Genomic DNA, 22,002 nt, shown 5'->3' on the forward strand with positions numbered 1-22,002 from the left:
TACTCCTAACTAAACTTCGCCTTTAACACAGCGTTGAAAAAACGGGTAAGTGTCTGTTGCGTAGTAGTGGTATATCCCATCAGGAAACTCAGGCGTTACACCAACGCGGCCATTACATTCATCTAAATCACCAGAGCCTGCTACGTATTCCCAATCTTGTGCAAATGTACCTAATGGGTATATATCGGTAGAAGGGCGGTTTGCGCTTACGGTTGTTATATGTTGGTAGCTACCGGTCATTGCGGTTAGGGCTGAAGTTGCATCACTTGAGTCTGAATAGCCGTAACGTGCATATATAGGAAAGCCATCTGCTGCCCAGCCTATTAGAGTCATAGTGGTGCTATTGCCACCTCGCATTGCTACAAAGCCTTCTGGCATACCATGATAGTGATATGTGCCATCGGGTTGTACATGTGCATTGTTGTCGTCTGTTCCAAAACTAAACGTGTCTTGGCTTAGGGCTTCTATATTCCAGTTGCCGCTATTGTCGCCTAAATCGCAATCGGTGCCAGAATCATCACAACTTCCGCCTGTACCAGCGTCTATTTTAATGCCATTAAGTACAACGCCTATCATTCCACGAGGACCACCAAGCATGGTTGCTTGTGTTGTTTCTATAGGCTCAAGTGTGTAGCTTTCATTTACTGATTGTTCAGAAATAGTATTTGGATTGTCAGCATTAGGGAATGTGCCTACTTCGTGATCGGGTATGCCATTAGCTACTAAGTCGCGTGTAGTTCCTGTGCATGACCAATCTGCAGCGCTGGTGGCTTGTACTGACTCTGACTCGTTATATTCACTGTAGCTATATTCACAAAGTACACTTTGGGTTGAATTGCTGGTACCTGTGCCATTATCTGTAGTGGTTTGTGATGAGCTTTCTGTAGTTGCTAAGCTATCATCTATGCCTTCTCCACCACCGCATGCAACTAAAGATGAAACAATTAAAGCAAGTGAAGTGAGCTTTAAAGCATTTACCCTATTTCGATTTTTACTATTAAGTGTGTGTTGTTTCATTGCTACCTACCAGATCAATTAAGTTACTCAAACAATAATCAGCAATTGTGCAAATAGTGTGTAAACAATGATGACAAATTAGCAATTACGTAAATAGGCAAAGTATTAAAGCCAAGTTGAGATTTAACTTTATGAGAATGTGTTTTATTTTAAAATTTCAAAAAGTTAAACTAATGCCAAAATAGCTAATATAAAAGGCTACCTAAATGGCTAAAATAAAACCTGTAGTTACATTGCAAAGTCACGGGATTTACTCTAAGTGGGATAGTGAAAGTAAAACGTTGCCGCAAATAGAGCAATTTACAACAAATGTAATAGCTGAGGTAGATATTGAGTTTGGCTTAATTGTAAATATTAAAAAAGGTAAAGGTGAAAAGCTTCATTATTGTATTTACCATCCTGATATTCCAGACAGCAACGGTGATGTAATGGACCCTTTTGAAGGCGATGTATACGTTAAAGATAGTGATTGGAATTTTTACTTAGGCGATACACTCTGGCTGCCAATAGAAAATAAACTAGGTGATTGGCGAATGACTATTGAGCTTAATGGAAAAATCATTGCTGATAAAACTTTTAATGTGGCATTAGAGGCAGAGCGCACAGAAACAGATTTTTGGAAAAACCGAGGGTACTAATTGTTATTTATTAGCTATGTGACGCGGATATAATTGAAATTAATGGGAAGATAATCGAAGAGCTATTTATAAACAGCTCTTCAACCTTAAATTAGTAAGTTTTTAGTTACCCCAAGGGTTACTAGAATTAGAACGCTGCTTACGATCGCGAGCACGTTGCTTAGATTCTTTTTTCTCTACAATACGTTTAGCGTCAACAAAACTAAGTTCACATGGCTCACCAGGTTTATGATCAGCGGGGATAACACGATCTCGTGGCGGCAATTCGTATTGCACATCATCAGGCTTAGGTAAGTTTTTAAGACGGTACAGGTAAAAGTTATCTACTTTTTCTTGTGCCCATTGTGTTTTACGTAAAAATTTAACCGCAGACTTAACATCAGGATTATTTTTAAAGCAGTTAAGTTGTAAATAAGCGTGTAGGAGTTCCCACCCGTATTGTTCAACCAGCTCTTCAACCACTTGTTCTAATTTTACGCCTTGCAGTGGGTTATTACTGAAAAGTTCTTGGTTGCTCATAGGTGTTGCCTCATTATTAAAATACAAATTGCATTATAAATTTAATAACGAGGCTTTAACAGAGTAAATAGCTTAACTTTGGCAATTAACTACAACACGACCACGAATTTTTCCTTCCATAAGTTGCTCTGCATTATCAATTACGTGTTCAAGTGATATTTCTGTCGAAATTTTATCTAAATAATCAGTACTTACTAATTTAGCTAAGCGATCCCATGCTTCAATTCTGTCGGCTTTAGGACGCATTACGCTATCAATCCCTATAAGAGATACACCACGTAATATAAAGGGTGCCACCGATGCTGGTAAATCCATACCTTGTGCAAGTCCGCATGCTGTTACTACACCACCATATTTTAATGAAGCACAAATATTTGCCAGTGTATGGCTACCCACAGAGTCTATTGCTGCTGCAAATCGCTCTTTTTGCAAAGGTTTGCCCGGGTTTGAAAGCTCACTTCTGTCAATTATGTTTGATGCGCCAAGCTCTTTTAAATACTCACTTTGATCTAATCGACCTGTTGCCGCCGTTACGTTATAGCCAAGTTGGTTTAGTAAATAAATAGCAAAGCTACCCACGCCGCCATTAGCACCGGTTACCAGTATTTCGCCAGACTCTGGAGTAATGCCTTGTTTTTCAAGCGCTATCACACTTAGCATAGCGGTATAACCGGCTGTACCAATTTGCATAGCTTGTTTAGGTGAAATACCCGCAGGCAAGGGGATTAGCCAATCGCTATTAAGAGCTGCTTTTTGAGCAAGTCCGCCCCAATGTTTTTCGCCTACACCAAAGCCATTTAATATTACGTTATCGCCATTTTTAAATTCATCGCTGGTGGAATGTGTAACCGTACCCACTAAATCAATACCTGGCACCATAGGAAAACTGCGTACAACGGGGCCTTTACCAGTAATTGCTAAACCATCTTTATAGTTAAGTGTGCTGTATAGCACGTCAATAGATACATTTTCGTTTGGTAAATCGCTATGTTCGATAGTCGATAATGAGGCGCTGTAGTTATTATCTTCTTTATTAATAACAATGGCTTTAATTGGGTTACTCATGGGATATCCTTTTAGACCGATCGTCTTTTAATTGGTAAATAAAAACGCATTAGGTTAATAATGCGCGTAAAAACATTTCTGTATACAAAGTAAGTGGGGTATTTGATTTGGTGAGCTTGGCGCGCATAACAGCACCTTCCCAACCAATCCAAAAGTACTCACTCATTAATTGTGTGTTTACATGGCTTGCAATAGTGCCTTGTTGCTTAGCTTGGTTTAAGCAAACCTCTACATGGTTTTGCCAAGCTGTGTAGCTTTGCATTAATCTGGTTTTAAACTCATCACTTAAATGGTTAAGCTCTTGATTTAAGTTACCGACTAAACAGCCACGTTTGTAATCGTATTTTTTCATCCCTTTAATTGCGCTTTGAGTAAAATTAACGATTCGCTCAAGTGGGGGAACATCTTCTTGGTGTAGGTAATGGGTAAGCTTGGCAATAAAATAACTGTCGTATGCATCAACTAACGCAATACCGTAGGCTTCTTTACTTTTAAAGTAATGATAAAAAGAGCCTTTAGGTACAGCCGCTTTTTTCAAAATAGTATCGAGCCCCGTGGCGCTAAAACCAAATTCAGTTAGGGTTTCAAGGCCCGTGCGAATAAGTAACGCTTTTGTATCGGCGTTTTCTCTGGCTATTTTAGGTGGGCGACCACGGCGTATTGGTGTTGATGTATTTTTGTTCATGAACCTATATTAGACCGATCGACTTTAAATAATCAAGTATAAATTTAAATTGTTTAAAAATAGTTCAAATTTAGGGGCGGGCTACTAATTTAAGATTAATGAAATAAAAGTGTCACGATTACATTTTTGTTTGGAACTTAGTCAATATTAGTCGGTCACAATTAAAGCACACAAGTACTTTTTAGCGATTATTAAATCGCCAATTTGTTATTACGAACCGGTCAAATTAAATGTTGTATGACCACTTACTTTTTTAAATGTTAATTCATTTTTGCATCAGCAGCTTAGTTAAAGTCAAACAATTTAATTGCTTTTACAATTTGAATTTTACATTTTTATTAACTATTCATTAAATGTAGATTTCACTAATGCTACACAATATATAAATAAAAAGGTGAGGATATTACCGATGAAGAGACAGAAAAGAGATCGTTTAGAAAGAGCTCATTCTCAAGGTTTTAAAGCAGGTTTAGCAGGTCGCTCAAAAGAGCTATGCCCTTATCAACAAGTAGATCCAAAATCAGAGTGGTTAGGAGGTTGGCGTGAAGCGATTGAAAACCGCAACATGTACAAAACCTAAAATCAATAATCGAATTTAAGCAAAAAGGCCTCCACATTGGAGGCCTTTTTGTTTGTGCATTTAAAAATTAAAACGCACTAGTGTCTTGGAATAAGCCCACTTTTAAATCTTTTGCTTCGTAGATTACTCGGCCATCTACTTCTACAGTGCCATCAGCAACGCCCATAAACAATTTACGTTTAATTACGCGTTTCATTACAAGACGGTAAGTTACTTTTTTATTAGTTGGTAAAATTTGGCCAGTAAATTTAACTTCACCCACCCCTAGCGCACGACCAAGACCAGGGCCACCAGACCAACCTAAGTAAAAGCCAACTAGTTGCCACATAGCATCTAATCCTAAACAACCTGGCATTACTGGGTCGCCTTTAAAATGGCAATCGAAAAACCACAGGCTAGGGTCAATATCAAGCTCAGCAACAATTTCGCCTTTACCATGAATTCCGCCATCAGCAGTAATAGAGGTAATGCGGTCCATCATTAACATGTTGTCACTTGGTAAACGGCAGTTGCCTTCACCAAACATTTCACCTTGACCACACAGGATCAAATCTTCTTTTGTATAGCTATTTTTAGGTTCCATAACACTTATCTTCGCTTAGAAATTGCCAAGTACTTTAGCGTACACTTGTACGCTAAACAACTCGGAGCAGTTAAAAAATCAAAATATTGCATATTAAATCATCAATCAATCAACACGATTGGTTTTTGCACTATAAAACCGCGCAATTACAATCAGAAATCATTATAATTAACGCTGTCTTATAACCAGTCTAAAGGAAGTTTATGATCCTTTTTGTTAACTCACTAACTGTGATTGATTTTTCTTACTTATCTAACAAACGCGGCGCCGTTGGCGAGAGCTGGATTGTTGATTTAACTTTGCACGGTAAACTTAACGAAGAGTCTATGGTTTTAGACTTTGGTTTAGTTAAAAAGCAAATTAAAGGCATTATAGATGAGTGTATTGATCACCGATTAGCAATTCCTACGGGCCTTAATGGGACTGTATCTGAGTTTGACGAGCATAAAACACTCGACTGTACATTTGGTGAAAACAACCACTTAGCTATGAGCGCCCCTCATCAAGCTTATTGTATGATTAACGCAGACGAAGTAACGGTTGAATCGGTTACTGAATTTTTAATTGCGACTATTTTACCAAAACTCCCAGATAACATTGAAAAAATTGAGCTGTCTCTTAAGCCTGAACACAGCCAAAGCTTTTACTATCATTACAGCCATGGTCTTAAAAAGCATGACGGTAATTGCCAACGCATTATTCACGGGCATCGTTCTCAAATTGGTATTAGTTTAGATGGTATTTCTATGCCGCGCTTGCAAAAAGAATGGTCTCAAAAGTGGGAAGATATTTACTTAGCCACCAGTGAAGATCAAATTAGCGGCAGTGATTTAAAACACATTACAGCTAAAGCTGATGACGTATGTTTTGCCTATACATCGGCACAAGGCTATTTTGAAATGGCTATTAGCGAATCTCGTTGCGACATTTTACCAGTAGATACAACCGTAGAATGTATTGCTGAACATGTAGCTGGTCAAATTAAAGCCCAATACCCAGAAAAAGCAGTAAAAGTAACCGCTTATGAAGGGGTAGGAAAAGGATCGATTAGCTATGTTTAAAACACTTTTAGCAACAGCACTTATTGCCTCTACTAGCCTTAGTGCTATGGCACTTGAGTTAAAAGGGCACTTAACACAAGGCGGCTTGGTTACTGGTAAGCTTGAAAATGCTAAATCGGTAAGCTTAGATGGCAAAGAGTTAAAACTTTCATCTAGTGGTGATTTTGTATTTGGTTTTGGTCGTGATGCTGACACTACTCATACTTTGAAATGGGTAGATAGCAGCGACAAGTCACATTCTCAGCCGATAGCTATTACCAAGCGTGAATATAAAATTGATAAAATTACCGGCGTAGCTAAAAAATATGTTTCACCGCCAAAAGAAGTTAGCGCACGTATAAGCCGCGAAGCAGTTGCTGTGCGTAAAGCACGTGAAGTTGACTCTGATTTACTGTACTTTTTAGACCCTGTGTTAAAGCCTGCAGAAGGGCGTATATCGGGTGTTTATGGCAGCCAACGTTATTTTAATGGTGAGCCTCGTCGTCCGCACTTTGGCTTAGACATTGCCAATAAAACAGGCTCCCCTGTTTATGCGCCGATTAGTGGTTCCGTGGTATTTGCTGAGCCTGATTTATACTACTCAGGCGGTACATTAATTATTGATCATGGCCATGGCATTACCTCAACTTACATTCACTTAAGTAAGCTTGATGTAAAAGTGGGTGACAAAATTGAGCAAGGTAACAAAGTGGCTGAAATTGGTGCAACAGGGCGTGTAACGGGTCCTCACCTAGATTGGCGTTTTAACTGGAAAGGCGAACGCCTCGATCCAGCATTACTAATGCAAGATACATTAGCAAACAAAAAGTAGAGATTATGACTGACGTAAATCGCGATGCAATAATTGCTCAGCGTATTGAAGACTCAACTACATCGGTAACTAAGACCGTGTTTCCTGGGCGTACTAATCATCACAATACTTTATTTGGTGGTGATGCACTGGCGTGGATGGATGAAGTGGCATTTATAGCAGCGACTCGTTTTTGCCGTAAGCCTTTGGTTACCATATCTTCCGATAGAGTTGATTTTAAAGAAGCGATACCAGCAGGTACTTTTGCAGAGTTAATTGCTAAAGTAGTCCATGTAGGTAACACCAGCTTAAAAGTTGATGTAGATATACTATTAGAAACTATGCACAGAGATGATAAGCACTCTGCCATTAGTGGTAGCTTTACGTTTGTTGCTGTCGATGATAATCACAGACCAACACCGGTAGTATGCGATAAAATGATTTATGGTTTTGAGTAATTTAGAGCTTTAAAGACGCGGTAGAGTAACATTATATAAGCACCTTAATTGGTGCTTATATAAAAAACCATAAAGAACACATCATACTAAATATTTATTAAATGTAATCTCAACAGCTCAGTTAATATTTACTAATAAACTAATAAACTAATAAACTAATAAACTAATAAACTAATCAAAATAAAAGAGAAATTGATAGGGATAAGAGTTGTTAGAAGCAAAAAAGGTATGCTTTAAACATACCTTTTTAGTTACATTTAGCTTTTAATTAAATTTACGAATACTTATATGCATACATACTACTTAAAGCACCATTGCTGCAATCCAGCCAAATATCAGCAGTGGAATGTTAAAGTGAATAAACGTTGGAATAACAGAGTCTCTAATATGGTCGTGCTGGCCATCGGCATTTAAACCTGATGTTGGTCCAAGCGTTGAGTCTGAAGCAGGGGAGCCTGCATCACCTAAAGCGCCCGCAGTACCAACAAGTGCAGCGGTTGCCATAACAGAAAACCCGAGGTCTAAACACAAAGGAACAAACAAAGTTGCAATAATAGGCACTGTTGAAAACGAGCTACCAATACCCATTGTAATTAATAACCCGACTAACAAAATAACACCAGCCGCCAAAGGTTTATTACCATCAAAAAGGGCAGCACCGCTGTGTACTAAACTTGCTACATCGCCGGTTGCTTGCATAACTGAAGCAAAGCCTTGTGCCGATATCATAATAAAGCCAATCATGGCCATCATCGCAACGCCTTTACTAAATACGTCGCCGTTTTCTTCCCATTTAACTACCCCAAATACACTAAATATCATTACACCTACTAAGCCGCCTAAAATCATTGAGCCACTTAAGTTTTGTGCAACAAGCGAAGCAAGTACGGCACATAGCCCTACAATCATTACTTTTTTAGGGTTTTCTACCTCAGCAGATTTACTCACAGTTGTTAATGGTTGTTCTGTATAGTCGCGGCGTTTTTTATAGGTAATAAATACCGCAATAAGTAATCCAATAAACATACCTAATGCAGGAATTATCATCGCCATAGGAACTTGTGTATTTACAATGTCTAAGCCGTTATCGACCAGGTTTTTATGCAAAATAGAATATAAGTAAATTCCCCCAAAACCATAAGGCAGCACCATATAGGAGGTTGCTAATCCAAATGTTAAAATACACGCTATAGCACGCCTGTCTAACCTTAACTGATTAAAAACAACGAGTAGTGGAGGAATTAAAATAGGAATAAAGGCAATATGCACAGGCACTAAGTTTTGAGAAGAAATCGCACAGCCTAAAATAATCAATAAAATAAAGTAGCTTAAAAACGTTTCATTACCGCTGCCTTTTGCATTTACTTTGGCAAGTAATTTATCGGCAAGTATGCGTGTTAAACCCGACTTAGAAATAGCAACGGCAAATGCACCGAGCATAGCGTAGCTCAGTGCAATTTCGGCGCCCGCAGAAAGGCCAGAATTAAATGCATCAACACTTTCTTTTATGCCCAATCCTGCGGTTAAACCCGCAACTAAAGCACTTATAATCATAGCTACAATGACGTTAACGCGGGCCAAAGATAGCCCGAGCATTAAAATAACGCCTATAACAACAGCATTCATAGTATTCTCATTTGGATGTTTTAATTAATTTTATCAGATCTTTAGCCTGAGTTTTACGCTCTTTAGTAAAAGGTTTTTTACCATAGCGTACTTGGTTAAATAATTGGCTAAAAGTGTTTATTGATTGAGCAGCTTGAGGTTTTTGATCAGCATATAGCTGTAATCTTTGGCTGGGTGTTAAATGCTCGGGCGTATTAAACTTCTGTTTTTTTGCCCATGCTTGTATTTCATTAAACTCTTTTACCATAGGCGCTAATTTAGCCGGGCGCTTTGGTAAGTTTAAATAAACAAAGTAACCAACAAAACAAAAACCTACAGTGAGTAATACCATTAATGGAACAAGCCAAATTTTTTTACTACCAAAAAGAGATTTTAAAAAATCGTTTTGTTTTTCTTCATCAAAGCCAAGTACCCAGCTAGACCATTGATAATCTAAATTCTCGAGCTCTAGCCTTAACCAATTAATACCCGGAAAATCACTTAAGCTCACTAATCCAAAATCTAGATTACTTTTAAATTCTGTATTTAGTTCTTCGTTTTGTGAAAGTGAACCATTTAAGCGCTCTGGTGCAACAACAGCAGTTGCATCAAAAATAACCCAACCTTCGTTTTGTAAATATACTTCTACCCACGCGTGTGCGTCGTACTGGCGAACAGTCAGCGTATTATTATCTTGATTTAGTTCACCACCTAAATAGCCACTGACTAATCGAGCGGGTATACCAGCAGTTCTGAAAATATAAGCCGCAGCACTCGCGTAATGGCCGCAAAAGCCTCGTTTATTATCAAATAAAAATTGATCAATCGTGTTATCACCACTCATAGGTGTAGGGGTTAGCGTGTAAGTAAATCCTTTATTTACAAAATATTGCAATAGGCTATTATAAAATTCACGGTCAGAGTGTGTATTTTTCTTTAGGTTTTTAGCAAGTGATGATGTTTTAACATTCTCTTTATGAGCTAGATATTTGTAGCGTTTTTCTTCAAATTGTCCAAGTGGTAAAGCTGAAAAACTAAAGCTGTTTACATCGTATTGTAAGCTTTTAGCTTGGCGGCTTTTTTTTCGTAATAAACCGAGTGAATTACCTTCAACATTTTGTGAGTTGCTGCTTGAATACGCTAAACCATAGAGCCATTTTTGCGTAGCGGGCTCAGTAATAATTGAGTAGCTTGCAATAAGTTGCTCGTCATTAGTACTCTTAATATTACTTTTTAAATTATTATATTTTAAAAAGTCAGACGTTAGCCACGCATTGCCATTAAATTCATCATGCACTATTGCTCGCCAGTAATAAGGGGCTACAGGTTTTACTTCGTTAAATTTAGCTCTAAACACCAGCTCATCTGAATTTGAAAGTTTTGCAATATCGAATGGATCGACTTGTTCAGAAAGCCCTGTTTTTGCAAGCTTAGGCCCAGGGAGCTGCCAAAAGGCGGGCATTTTTGGTAAAAAAAGCAGTAAAAATACAGCTAAAGGAAGCGCTAAAAGTAGTAATTTACCACTTTGCTTAGAGGCTATTTTTAAATTATGTTTGGATTCGAGTAAGCCAAGTACTGCAAAGTTTAATATGTATAAACTACTTACAGTTAAAGTCGTTAAAATGCTTTGGTTAAATAAATACACCGATGAGAGTGAAAAAAACGTAAGCGTTGTAATTACATGATAGTGTTTTTTGGTTTTAGCCTGCAGCAGCTTAAATAAACTAGCAAGTAGCAGCATGGCCACAAATAAAATAACCGTATCCGACATGCCTACTGTGTAGAGCATTAAACCTAGTGACACACCTGCGAGTATATTTGCCAGCCAAGCATTTGGCTTTGGTTTATTACTCAGCGTTATGTAAAAGTTCCATGCACAAATAAGTGAAAGTACACCTACAAAAGCAAGCGGTAAATGTGATACAAAAAATACAATTAAACATGCATATATAAAAGACAGCGAATAATTTATTACTTTTTCGTTTTTAAGTATGTCCATTACACATCACCATTAAATGAGCATAATAATTCTAAGCATTGCTGCTTATGTTGCTGTCCGGTATTTGTATTTATTGTTTTATTCGGTAGCTTTAACATAAAAGGGGTGTTTTTCTCGGTTGCTTCACACACTAAAAAGCATAACTGGCTTAAACGTTGTTCTGTATCTCCATTCATTAACGTAAAATCGAAGAGCGCATTCGCTGTTTTAAAGTCTACAAACTCTTTTACTAACAACTGCTGTGTTTTTGCGTAATGCTTCCACGACACTCTTTGCAAGCCCATCTCTGGTAAATGTGGGATTAACGACTCAAACTCTTCGCTACCAGATTGTGTAGAAATACCTTTATCGGCTTGCTCATCAAGCATAGAAACATGCGCATCACTGTGTACTTGTTCAAGCGACGGGTATACAAAAACATCTGTTTGTAATTGAATGTAGCTCCAAACAGTTATTAAGCCAAAGGGGTAGTTACTCGCCATTTTAATACGTTGCACTGAGTACTTACCGCGTGAGCTGTAGGGTAAGTTGAGTGTAAGTAACTGAGTCTTACTATCAACTTCGTCGGTATGTTTGTGAGTTTGCTCACTACCTTGATATGTTAAATTAATAGATTGGGTAACTCTAGCGCTTTGTAATTCAAATACAATACTCGGTTTTTGAGGAGCGTAGCTGTTAAATGCATCTTTAAATTTAACCGTTAAGCCTTTAGCGTTACTGTAGCCCATTAATACAGCAATAATCATCACCACAAACATAAGATAAGACATTATTAAAATTAAATTATTTTGATAATTAATGCCCATCACAAAGTTTAAAATAGCCACAATTACAAAGTACCAACCAAGGGATGATGGCAATACATAAATTGTTCTGTGTTCAAGTGTAATTGAGTTTTTTAAATGCTTATTTTTTAATAATTTATTAAATACACCTCGCTTAAATGACTTAAATAAAGAAGGGCGCTTAGCTGTTTTTTTTGGCATGAAAGTTTATACCGGAACTAAAACGTTTTTTAAAATATCGTTTACTTGCGCTTCACCGGACTCATTATGCAAACCTAATCGATGCTGACACACACTTGCAAATACGGCTTGAACATCTTCTGGCATTACAAAATCACGACCCTCAATAAAGGCCCACGACCTAGCCGCTTTAGCCAGAGCCATACTGGCACGCGGTGATAACGATGCTGCAAAAGCGTTGCTTGTGCGTGTATAATTAACAAGCTCTATAATGTAGTCAATAACTGGGCTACTTAAAGTAATTTGGCTAATCTGGGTTTGAATTACCGCTAACTCTTGTTGGTTAATACGCCTAGGTAACTGACTGTAATCTCGTTTTTGCATATTCAAAATTAAGCGTTTTTCGGCTTCTTTAGGTGGAAACCCCAAGCTTATACGCATTAAAAAACGGTCTAATTGCGACTCAGGTAACGGATAAGTACCTGATTGGTAAATCGGGTTTTGTGTTGCTATCACAAAAAATGGATTTGGCAGCGTATATTTTTTTCCATCGACTGTTACTTGTTGCTCTTCCATTGCTTCAAGCAATGCACTTTGTGTTTTGGGTCCGGCGCGGTTTATTTCATCAGCTAAAACAACTTGGCTAAAAATAGGGCCTTTATGAAACGTAAAACTGTGCTCGGTAGAGTTAAACACATTAGTACCCAGAATATCAGCAGGCAGAAGATCACTGGTAAATTGAATACGCTGATACGATAAACCTAGCACAGCTGACAATGCATGAGAAAGAGTGGTTTTTCCCATACCAGGCAAATCTTCAATGAGTAAATGCCCTTCGCTAAATAAGCATGTAAGTGCCAGTTTTATTTGTTGTTGTTTACCAAATATAACACTCGAAAGATCGTCTATAATCGCAGTAACAGTACTATGCATGCTAACCTTATTATTATTCTATTATTTCAAGACGCTTCATTACAGTGTCTACTTTTTTTGTGTTGAAAGGTTTTGCAATAAAGCCTTTAGCGCCCATTTCCCACGTGTTTTGTACGTTTTCGAGACTATTGTGGCCAGAGCACATAACAACATGAGTGTGCGGGTAAGTACTATTAATGTATTCCAATATATCTGCACCGTTAGAGTCAGGTAAATCTACATCTACAAATATAACGCCTGGCGGTTTATTGTCCATAATAGGTTTGGCAGAGCTAAAATCAGCACTCTCTAATATATCTTCAAACCCTAAGTCAGTTAAAATTTGGTTTAGATAATCACGAATTTCCTTAACGTCATCAATAATGAGGATGGGCTCTAGCGGGCGAACAAATTCCATATGTAGGTTACTTCTATTTTGAATACATCTAAGTGCTTTAATACTAAGCTAACCCCATCATAAGCTCAAGAACGTTACTTAAAAAACACTAATAAATAAACTGTTTATAGGTTTGCCCAACAACCTATTTTTAAAGGATTACCTGCTTTCATAGCTTCTACTAACTTATATTTTTATTAATTGTATTGAACAATAATGACGTATCTACAATAAATCCCTTAATCCTACACTTTATTTCCTCAAAATCTGATGTAACAAATTTGCTACTTAACTTATTGATTCAAAAATATTTACATAAAAATTCGATTTTTTGTAAACGTTTTGTAATAAAAAATCGTTGACCTTCTAAATTCATTCTGTGATTATGCTCAGTAGATGGGCTTATGCTCACAAGTGCAATTTCATTAACTATTTAATGTTTTGCTCAGCCAGCCTCATCTATACACACTGAATTAATACCAATTTCATTAAATGAATATGCAATTTAATAAAGTTGGCATCACACACCACACTAAATAAAGAGCTTATTATGTTGAATAATAAAAAGACTAAATTTGCAATTTCTCTCATAGCGGCAGCTATGGCTACATCGGCTCCAGCACAGGCTGATATTTCTGAATATTTAGATCGCGTTGACGTAGACTTTTTACTAATGCAAAACTTTCAGTCAATTCAAGCTAAAGACGGCGCATTTCGTCCAGAAGATGAAGAACAAGAATCAGGATTTGGCCGTATTAGAGCTAATCTAATGCTTAAATTTCATATTAACGAGTTCATCATTGCCGATATAGATATTGCAGAAGAGCCTAATGACTTTGGTGGCGAAGATCGTGACTTTTCATTTCACAACGATTTTGCAGGTGTTGAATTTGACCTACTAGGTCTTTATGGCACACCAAAAGAAAACGCAAATTTAACACTGCGTTTGGGTAATATTGGTGGCTCACCATTTCAATTTAAAGGTTTTCAAGACGGCGCAGATAACCAAAGTAATGCACTTATTGGTAATGGTATTACCGATTACGCAACCGCAGAAAACGGCGCACAGCTAAGTTACAGCGAAACTTTCGATAGTGGTGTAGTACGTGCTTATAATGTTACAGGTCACATTACGACTTCAAGTTTCGGTGAAGCGTTTCAAGAAGACAGAGGTTATAACTACCGACTTCAAGGTACTCTAGAATTTGAAGGTGGCTTTAAAGCAGGTTTAAACTTATTAAAAGCCAATCAAGGCGACCAGTTACGTTTTGAAAACAGTGTAGCCAGTCTTGATGGTGTAACCACAACAAACTATCGCTTTGGCGATGGTGAAAACTATAACTTCTCAGCGTCACCTTCGAACGAGCGTGACACTCATGTTGGCGCAATGCCAGGGCTTGAGCAATCAATCATCCAGCTTAACTTAGCTTATCAACCATCTGACGAAACTAGCTTAATTTTTATGGTTGGTAAATCATCTGATGACTACACGTTTGCAGATGCAGCTGGTAATGCCGTTGCCGGTATTACCTACTTTGGTACAAACGGCATAGCAGATGAAAATGGCACTACTTTTGATTCAAACAGTGTAATAGAAGGCGACTCATCAGTTGAGTACTTCGTGTTTGAAGCACAACAATATCTAATCCCTAAAAAGCTATATGTAGCGGCTCGTTATGCAGAAGCCGAAAACACTTCCGACTTAATTGAACAGACAGACAACACAGTAGAGCGTATTCAAGTAGCCGCAGGTTACTGGTTTAACGATAAAACGCTTTTAAAAGTTGAGTATGTTAACCAAGAAGAAGGTGTTAATTCGGGCGGCCAAATCGGTAAAGGATTTGACGGCTTCACTTCTGAAATATCTGTTAAATTTTAAGTCATTATCCAACTAGTCTAACTATTTATACAAAGGACCTAAAAAGGCACTTTGCGGGCAGTTTTATGCGTTAAAACTGCCATAAATAGAATTGGTAATTGATTGAAATTTAATAGCACTTGTTAAAACATAATGTGTATGGGGAATACCCGATGAAAAATAAATTAATTATGCTCGCGTGTGGCTTTATAAGCATGGGCGCTGTTGCAAAAGAAACGATTACAATAGCCACTGTAAATAATGGTGATATGATCACCATGAAAGAATTAAGTAGTAACTTTACCAGCCAAAACCCTGACATAGACCTAAAATGGGTAACGCTAGAAGAAAACATTCTTCGCCAACGTGTCACTACCGATGTAGCAACAAAAGGCGGCCAATACGATGTAATGACCATAGGTACTTATGAAGTACCTATTTGGGGCAAGCAAAATTGGCTAAAAGAGCTGGATAATTTAGGTGAAAACTACGATTTAGACGATTTAATACCTGCAATCCGAAGCGGTTTAACGATTAACGATTAACGATAAGCTTTATGCTGCACCATTTTATGGTGAAAGTTCAATGGTTATGTACCGCACTGACTTAATGGAAAAAGCAGGGCTAACTATGCCTAAAGCCCCAACATGGGACTTTATACGCAAAGCTGCTAAAGCGATGACAGATAAAAAAGAAGGGGTATATGGTCTTTGTTTACGTGGTAAAGCAGGTTGGGGCGAAAACGTTGCGCTTATTACATCCATGGCAAATTCGTTTGGTGCTCGTTGGTTTGATGAAAACTGGAAGCCACAGTTTAATACCCCAGAGTGGGAAAATACCCTTCAGTATTATGTCGATGTGATGAAAGAATCTGGTCCTGCTGGTTCATCTGCAAACGGTTTTAATGAAAACCTTTCACTATTTCAAACCGGAAAATGTGGTATTTGGATTGATGCAACCGTTGCAGGCGCATTTGTTACTAACAAAAAAGATTCAGAAGTTGCCGATAAAGTAGGGTTTGCACTTGCGCCAGATAACGGTCTGGGTAAACGCGGTAACTGGTTATGGTCTTGGACTTTAGCCGTACCGGCAAGCAGCAAAAAACCAGATGCCGCAATGAAATTTATTAGCTGGGCAACATCTAAAGAATACACTCAACTTGTAGCCGACAAAAAAGGTTGGGCAAAAGTACCGCCAGGTACACGTAAATCACTTTACAGTAATCAAAAGTACATGGACGCAGCACCGTTTGCGCAAATTACCTTAGATTCTATTCAATCTGCAGATCCTAAAAATCCAACCGTTAAACCGGTGCCTTATGTAGGTATTCAGTTTGTTGCTATTCCTGAGTTTCAAGGAATTGGTACAGCTGTTGGGCAACAATTCTCAGCAGCATTAACTGGCCAAATGAGCGTTAAGCAAGCGCTTAGAACGTCTCAGCACCTTGTTGAGCGAACAATGCGTAAAGCTCGCTATCCTAAATAGCATGTAATGGGCGGGTAAGTACTCAAACTTACCCAATATTTTATGTCAATTCTATTTACTTGTTAGTTATAAACACTATCAAGGGTTTCTGATTTTCACTTGATAGTTAACAAGTAAATAGAATTGGCTTTTTTAAGGTCACCTTTATGGCAACAACTAACTCGCGCACGCTTGCTCGGTTTATGCTTCTTCCTAGTGTAATTTTATTACTTGCTTGGATGATAGTACCGCTGTGCATGACATTGTATTTTTCATTTATCGATTACAATTTATTAGTACCAGGAGATAAAGAATTTGTAGGTTTTCTAAACTACGAATTTTTTCTAACTGATCCGGCATTTTTTGAGTCATTTTTTAACACACTTTACCTAGTAACCGGTGTTTTACTTATCACCATTTGTGGTGGTATTGGTTTAGCTATTTTACTAGACCAAGCAATATGGGGTCGAAACTACGTTCGCATAATGGTACTTGCACCATTTTTTGTAATGCCAACTGTGTCGGCATTGGTATGGAAAAACATGCTAATGAACCCAGTTAATGGCTTATTTGCGCACTTTGCAATTTGGCTCGGATTTGAGCCAATAGATTTTCTTGCTCAAATGCCGTTATTTTCAATCATCATTATTGTCTCTTGGCAGTGGTTACCGTTTGCAGCATTAATACTGCTAACAGCAATACAATCACTCGACCGTGAACAATTAGAAGCTGCCGATTTAGATGGCGCAGGTCCATTTAGTAAGTTTTTCTACATCGTATTACCGCACTTATCGCGCGCCGTAACGGCCGTTATTTTAATCGAAACTATATTTTTGTTATCAATTTTTGCCGAAATATTAGTGACCACAAGTGGTGGTCCAGGGTATTCATCAACCAATATTACGTACTTAATTTATACGCAATCACTACTTCAGTTCGATGTAGGCGGCGGTTCGGCAGGGGGCATAGTTGCAGTTATCATCGCAAATATTGTCGCTATATTCTTAATGCGCTTAATTGGCAAAAACTTGGAGGGTTAATTATGACTATAAAAGATAGCCGTCGTTCCAAACTAATTTATACCATTGCTGCATGGACAATAAGCGGTATGATTTTCTTTCCTATTTTGTGGACGCTAATCACCAGTTTTAAAACTGAAGCCGAAGCAATTTCAGTAAGCCCCAGTTTATATGCGTTCGATTGGACACTCGAAAACTACCGAGATGTATTGTCACGTTCACCTTACTTTAACCATTTTTGGAACTCAGTGGTTATATCATTAGGTTCAAGTTTACTTGGTTTATTAATTGCCGTACCTGCTGCGTGGTCTATGGCTTTTGTTCAAACTAAAAAAACAAAGCATCTATTAATGTGGATGCTTTCAACCAAAATGTTACCACCAGTAGGCGTGCTTATTCCTATCTACTTATTGTTTCGTGACTTTGCGTTACTCGATACAAAGTTAGGCTTAGTGATTGTAATGACACTGATTAATTTACCAATAATGGTATGGATGCTTTACACCTACTTTAGAGAAATACCAAACGAAATACTTGAAGCTTCACGTATGGATGGCGCAACAATTGGCGAAGAGATATTTCATGTTTTATTGCCAATAGCCTTACCTGGTATAGCATCAACGTTATTGTTAAATGTTATTTTGTCGTGGAATGAGGCATTTTGGACTCTTATTTTAACCGCTGCTAATGCTGCACCTTTAACGGCATTTATTGCCAGTTACTCAAGCCCTGAAGGGTTATTTTACGCTAAGTTATCGGCAGCATCTGCCATGGCCATTGTGCCAATTTTAATACTTGGTTGGTTTAGTCAAAAACAATTAGTGCGCGGATTAAGTTTCGGCGCAGTAAAATAGGAGAATACACATGGGCAGCATCACACTAAAACAAGTAACTAAAAACTTTGATGAAGTTAACGTAATTAAGCCACTCGACTTAGAAATAAAAGATGGCGAATTTATCGTTTTTGTTGGTCCGTCGGGCTGTGGTAAATCTACTTTATTACGAATGATTGCAGGGCTTGAAGATACAACCAGCGGTAATATAGAAATAGATGGCGTTGACGCTACAAAAACACCGCCTGCTAAAAGAGGCTTAGCAATGGTGTTTCAATCATATGCGTTATACCCGCATATGAGCGTACGTAACAATATTGCTTTTCCTTTAAAAAGAGCAAAAGTGAGCCCTGCAGAAATCGAAAGTAAAATTGCAAACGCCGCTAAAATACTTAATTTAACCGATTATTTAGACCGAAAACCTGGGCAATTATCGGGTGGTCAGCGCCAACGTGTTGCAATAGGGCGCGCTATTGTACGTCAACCGTCGGCATTTTTGTTTGATGAGCCACTTTCAAATCTTGATGCATCGCTACGTGTAAATATGCGTTTAGAAATATCTGAATTACATAAAAGTTTAGCCACAACAATGATTTATGTTACGCACGATCAGGTTGAAGCCATGACAATGGCAGACAGAATTGCTGTGTTTAATGCCGGTATTATTGAACAGGTAGGTACACCTCTAGAGCTTTACAAAAATCCTGTAAACAAATTTGTAGCGGGTTTTATTGGTTCGCCAAAAATGAATTTTATAGAAGAGCCACAAAATGAAGATACGAATGTTAGTTGTATTGGTATTCGCTCAGAGCATATAACACTCTCTTCAGAAAGCGGCACTTGGGCGGGTACTGTCGGTGTTATTGAACACTTAGGATCGGAGAGCTTTTTACATATAAATATTGAAGGCAAAGGTACCGTAACAGTAAAAGCTGATGGTGATTGCCCATTAAAATATGGCGACAGTATTTACCTAAGCGCACCTGCAGATAAAGTATTAAAGTTTGATAATAATGGTTTAACAATTAGCTAAAGCCAATTTTTAATTACCTTAAATAGCACCTTTATAAGGGTGCTATTAACTAAATTCTAATTACATAATCCTATGAAACCTAGGTATTTTTTATTAAGGAATGGTATATTTACAATTATAAATAACAAAAACGTTATTGATAAATAGATATTCCAAAATTAATAAAATAATTTATATAGCAGCACATATAATTAAAATTATGTAATGAAAATAAGGATTTAGTTTTCCTTCTATTTTAAGAGGTTTACGTGGTAAAGCTATCAAATACAGAAATTAGAAAGCTAGATGATGCAGCCAGAGCAGGGTGGTTATATTATGTTGGCGGTAACACACAAGATGAAATTGCTAAAAAGCTAAATATATCTCGTCAATCTGCACAAAGAATGGTCGCATTATCTGTGAGCCAAGGTCTAATTAAAGTTAGACTTGACCACCCGATTGCTAAATGTATGGATCTGGCCGAAAAAATAAAAAGCCGTTTTGGGTTAGATTCGTGCGAAGTTGTACCGAGCGATCCGTCTGAACCTTCATCTACATTAGGTTTGGCACAAGCTGGCGCGGCAGAAATAGAACGACATTTAAAATCAGAACAACCCAAAGTACTTGCAATGGGAACCGGTCGAGTTTTACGTTCATGTGTAGATGAGCTAAGAACTGTTGATTGTCCGCAACATAAAATTGTAGCAATGCTGGGTAATATGGCTTTGGACGGATCGGCTTCACCTTATGATGTTGTAGTAAGAATGGCCGAACACACCAATGCAAAACATTACCCAATGCCATTGCCAGTTTTACCAAGAAGCATTGAAGAAAAAGAACAGTTACATGCACAACAAAATATTACCGGTAATTTAAAACTCGCTAAAGATGCCGATGTAACATTTGTGGGTATTGGTAGCTTAGGTGAAAAATCGCCATTACATATAGATGGTTTTATTGATGCGCAAGAACTTAAAGAGTTACAAGAACTCGGTGCCATTGGTGAAATGATTAGTTGGGTGTTTGATAAAAACGGTAAGCTTTTAGATTGCACAGTTAATCAGCGTGTAGCAAGTACGCCATTAAAAACAAATGCAAACAAACAGATTTATGCGATAGCTGCTGGTGAAGAAAAAGTGTTAGCCATTTTGGGCGCAGTAAGGTCAAACATGATCAGTGGATTAATTACTAACGAATATACAGCTGAGCGTTTACTAAGTATTGATTGAACAATTTGATAAACAAAGCATCTTTAATAGTAATACCTGTTATTGTAATAAAACCACTTAATGTCCGATACCGTCTAGTATTGGACATAGTAAGGGTGCATTTAAGCGCTCTTACTATATAGTCATTAACTACCTATAATTTATATTATGTTAAATAGCATAAATAAATACATAACCAAGTTACTCACCTTCATTAATTAACGTATAAACGCGATATTTTGACTATTTAATAAGCATTAACCTACTTATCTTAATAGTCAGTGTCTTACCCATTTACGGTATTAGCTTCTTGAACATATAAAAATACCGCTTGGTTATTAATATTATCAAGCGGTATTACAATGATTGCCTATTCGCTACTTTACCCAATCAAACTTAACGTATTGAAACAAATAGCTTTTTAATAAACCTAGTAATTCACTAGAATGTTTTATCATTCATAAATTCACTAATAAGATCAGACACTTTATCTGGATGTTCATCAATAACCCAATGAGCGGCTCTATCTATCCAAATCAATGATGAATTTGGAATTGCTTCTTCTAACATTGGCGCATACTTTGGCTTTTGAAACTTGTCTTCTTTACCCCATATTATGAGTGTTTCATGAGGTAAGCTTTTAAGATCGCCTGTAATAGCTTCGGTATATTCTTTATTGAGCCTGCGCATGTTACTAAATAAAGCGGCTTTTCCTTTTTCATTACTCCATGGTGCTAAGTATATTTTCATCAACTCTTCAGTCATTACGCTCGAGTCGTAAACACCTTTGGGCATGAAATCTCTTAATGTATCCACAAATTCAGCTACAGTTGTTTTTTCTTCTACACCTGGTTCTAGCAAAGGTTCAAATTCTGGTATTGGCCAAGAATCAAAACATACACTATCAATTAAAACCAACCCGTTTACTTTATCCAGATGATTTACAGCCATTAATTGAGCAACACCACCACCAATATCATGTGCAGCAATATTAACTTTAGAAATACCGAGTTCATCCATAAACTTACACATTATTCTACATTGCGCATTTATAGAAACATCGGTGTTAATTGGCATATCAGATTCACCAAAGTTTAGTAAATCAGGCGCTATTACTCGATATTTTGATGCAAGTTTTGGCATCACATTTCGCCATAAAAATTTATTGGTCGGAATACCGTGTATCAATAATAAAGGTGTTCCTTGTCCCATTTCTTGATAAGCAATTTGATGACCTTCTACTGTAACGTACTGTGTCTTGTTCATAATTTTGCCTCTTTAACTTTAAAAATTATAATATTTAGTAAACTATAAAATTAGAATATAGCCTTATA

21 protein-coding genes and 1 pseudogene are annotated in these 22,002 nt (G+C 37.5%); 11 read left to right on the top strand and 11 right to left on the bottom strand.

The features are described from left to right. Window positions 1-9 precede the first annotated feature (9 nt). Entirely contained in the window at window positions 10-1,017 is a 1,008-nt protein-coding gene (locus tag I6F45_RS00095) for a YHYH protein (RefSeq protein ID WP_197159394.1), read from the bottom strand. Window positions 1,018-1,223: 206 nt separating this feature from the next. On the opposite strand from I6F45_RS00095, the gene I6F45_RS00100 reads away from it, so the two are divergent. After that, the gene (locus I6F45_RS00100; RefSeq protein ID WP_197159395.1) at window positions 1,224-1,655 is read left to right on the top strand and encodes a DUF3859 domain-containing protein; all 432 of its coding nucleotides are present in this window, start codon (window positions 1,224-1,226) and stop codon (window positions 1,653-1,655) included. Between the two features lie 102 nt (window positions 1,656-1,757). Here the strand turns inward: I6F45_RS00100 and I6F45_RS00105 are convergent, their stop codons facing one another. The 3 genes from I6F45_RS00105 to acuR all read right to left on the bottom strand — a co-directional run bounded on the left by I6F45_RS00105 (window position 1,758) and on the right by acuR (window position 3,924). Beyond that, window positions 1,758-2,174 carry a VF530 family DNA-binding protein gene (locus I6F45_RS00105; RefSeq protein ID WP_007582761.1) on the bottom strand — a complete coding sequence of 139 codons (417 nt, stop codon included), beginning with the start codon at window positions 2,172-2,174 and terminating at the stop codon, window positions 1,758-1,760. A gap of 72 nt (window positions 2,175-2,246) precedes the next feature. After that, window positions 2,247-3,239: an acrylyl-CoA reductase (NADPH) gene (gene acuI / locus I6F45_RS00110; RefSeq protein WP_197159396.1), complete on the bottom strand. Its 993-nt coding sequence runs from the start codon at window positions 3,237-3,239 to the stop codon at window positions 2,247-2,249. Window positions 3,240-3,288: 49 nt separating this feature from the next. Then, the gene (acuR, locus tag I6F45_RS00115; protein WP_197159397.1) at window positions 3,289-3,924 is read right to left on the bottom strand and encodes an acrylate utilization transcriptional regulator AcuR; all 636 of its coding nucleotides are present in this window, start codon (window positions 3,922-3,924) and stop codon (window positions 3,289-3,291) included. A gap of 409 nt (window positions 3,925-4,333) precedes the next feature. Between acuR and rmf the strand changes: the two genes are divergently transcribed. Next, window positions 4,334-4,504 (top strand): ribosome modulation factor, encoded by a 171-nt coding sequence (gene rmf, locus I6F45_RS00120; RefSeq protein WP_002960897.1) that lies wholly within the window; start codon window positions 4,334-4,336, stop codon window positions 4,502-4,504. Between the two features lie 67 nt (window positions 4,505-4,571). Here rmf and fabA read toward each other — a convergent pair whose 3' ends face one another. Beyond that, window positions 4,572-5,087: a bifunctional 3-hydroxydecanoyl-ACP dehydratase/trans-2-decenoyl-ACP isomerase gene (gene fabA, locus I6F45_RS00125; protein WP_007582756.1), complete on the bottom strand. Its 516-nt coding sequence runs from the start codon at window positions 5,085-5,087 to the stop codon at window positions 4,572-4,574. 203 nt (window positions 5,088-5,290) lie between these two features. On the opposite strand from fabA, the gene I6F45_RS00130 reads away from it, so the two are divergent. Genes I6F45_RS00130 through I6F45_RS00140 form a run of 3 tightly spaced genes read left to right on the top strand, consistent with a single transcriptional unit; the run spans window position 5,291 to window position 7,396 of the window. Continuing rightward, on the top strand, window positions 5,291-6,148 hold the full coding sequence (locus tag I6F45_RS00130) for a 6-carboxytetrahydropterin synthase (protein ID WP_197159398.1): 858 nt from the start codon (window positions 5,291-5,293) through the stop codon (window positions 6,146-6,148). Then, window positions 6,141-6,959: a M23 family metallopeptidase gene (locus tag I6F45_RS00135; protein ID WP_165739853.1), complete on the top strand. Its 819-nt coding sequence runs from the start codon at window positions 6,141-6,143 to the stop codon at window positions 6,957-6,959. The genes I6F45_RS00130 and I6F45_RS00135 overlap by 8 nt, the downstream gene beginning before the upstream one ends. A gap of 5 nt (window positions 6,960-6,964) precedes the next feature. Next, window positions 6,965-7,396 (top strand): acyl-CoA thioesterase, encoded by a 432-nt coding sequence (locus tag I6F45_RS00140; protein ID WP_010552809.1) that lies wholly within the window; start codon window positions 6,965-6,967, stop codon window positions 7,394-7,396. 303 nt (window positions 7,397-7,699) lie between these two features. Here the strand turns inward: I6F45_RS00140 and I6F45_RS00145 are convergent, their stop codons facing one another. Genes I6F45_RS00145 through I6F45_RS00165 form a run of 5 tightly spaced genes read right to left on the bottom strand, consistent with a single transcriptional unit; the run spans window position 7,700 to window position 13,295 of the window. Further along, on the bottom strand, window positions 7,700-9,022 hold the full coding sequence (locus I6F45_RS00145) for a Na+/H+ antiporter family protein (RefSeq protein WP_197159399.1): 1,323 nt from the start codon (window positions 9,020-9,022) through the stop codon (window positions 7,700-7,702). 7 nt (window positions 9,023-9,029) lie between these two features. Continuing rightward, window positions 9,030-11,000: a transglutaminase family protein gene (locus I6F45_RS00150; protein ID WP_197159400.1), complete on the bottom strand. Its 1,971-nt coding sequence runs from the start codon at window positions 10,998-11,000 to the stop codon at window positions 9,030-9,032. Next, window positions 11,000-11,986: a DUF58 domain-containing protein gene (locus I6F45_RS00155; RefSeq protein ID WP_197159401.1), complete on the bottom strand. Its 987-nt coding sequence runs from the start codon at window positions 11,984-11,986 to the stop codon at window positions 11,000-11,002. The genes I6F45_RS00150 and I6F45_RS00155 overlap by 1 nt, the downstream gene beginning before the upstream one ends. A gap of 6 nt (window positions 11,987-11,992) precedes the next feature. Next, entirely contained in the window at window positions 11,993-12,898 is a 906-nt protein-coding gene (locus I6F45_RS00160; protein ID WP_165741179.1) for an AAA family ATPase, read from the bottom strand. Window positions 12,899-12,911: 13 nt separating this feature from the next. Beyond that, window positions 12,912-13,295 carry a response regulator gene (locus I6F45_RS00165; RefSeq protein WP_165741180.1) on the bottom strand — a complete coding sequence of 128 codons (384 nt, stop codon included), beginning with the start codon at window positions 13,293-13,295 and terminating at the stop codon, window positions 12,912-12,914. A gap of 529 nt (window positions 13,296-13,824) precedes the next feature. Here I6F45_RS00165 and I6F45_RS00170 point away from each other — a divergent pair. From I6F45_RS00170 to I6F45_RS00195, 6 genes and pseudogenes are all read left to right on the top strand, one after another. Beyond that, window positions 13,825-15,153 carry a hypothetical protein gene (locus I6F45_RS00170; protein WP_197159402.1) on the top strand — a complete coding sequence of 443 codons (1,329 nt, stop codon included), beginning with the start codon at window positions 13,825-13,827 and terminating at the stop codon, window positions 15,151-15,153. A 152-nt stretch (window positions 15,154-15,305) separates the two neighbouring features. Continuing rightward, window positions 15,306-16,617 (top strand): annotated as a pseudogene (locus tag I6F45_RS00175) (ABC transporter substrate-binding protein). 146 nt (window positions 16,618-16,763) lie between these two features. Further along, window positions 16,764-17,636 (top strand): carbohydrate ABC transporter permease, encoded by an 873-nt coding sequence (locus I6F45_RS00180; protein ID WP_197159403.1) that lies wholly within the window; start codon window positions 16,764-16,766, stop codon window positions 17,634-17,636. 2 nt (window positions 17,637-17,638) lie between these two features. Next, window positions 17,639-18,469 (top strand): carbohydrate ABC transporter permease, encoded by an 831-nt coding sequence (locus I6F45_RS00185; RefSeq protein WP_197159404.1) that lies wholly within the window; start codon window positions 17,639-17,641, stop codon window positions 18,467-18,469. A 10-nt stretch (window positions 18,470-18,479) separates the two neighbouring features. Further along, window positions 18,480-19,481 (top strand): ABC transporter ATP-binding protein, encoded by a 1,002-nt coding sequence (locus tag I6F45_RS00190; RefSeq protein ID WP_197159405.1) that lies wholly within the window; start codon window positions 18,480-18,482, stop codon window positions 19,479-19,481. Between the two features lie 248 nt (window positions 19,482-19,729). Next, window positions 19,730-20,689 (top strand): sugar-binding transcriptional regulator, encoded by a 960-nt coding sequence (locus tag I6F45_RS00195; protein ID WP_197159406.1) that lies wholly within the window; start codon window positions 19,730-19,732, stop codon window positions 20,687-20,689. A gap of 420 nt (window positions 20,690-21,109) precedes the next feature. On the opposite strand, the gene I6F45_RS00200 is transcribed toward I6F45_RS00195, so the two are convergent. Continuing rightward, the gene (locus tag I6F45_RS00200) at window positions 21,110-21,934 is read right to left on the bottom strand and encodes an alpha/beta fold hydrolase (protein WP_197159407.1); all 825 of its coding nucleotides are present in this window, start codon (window positions 21,932-21,934) and stop codon (window positions 21,110-21,112) included. Between the last annotated feature and the right edge of the window lie 68 nt (window positions 21,935-22,002).

Origin of the sequence: Pseudoalteromonas sp. SWYJZ19 (assembly GCF_015864375.1) — a bacterium.
In the GTDB taxonomy this organism is placed as follows: domain Bacteria; phylum Pseudomonadota; class Gammaproteobacteria; order Enterobacterales; family Alteromonadaceae; genus Pseudoalteromonas; species Pseudoalteromonas arctica.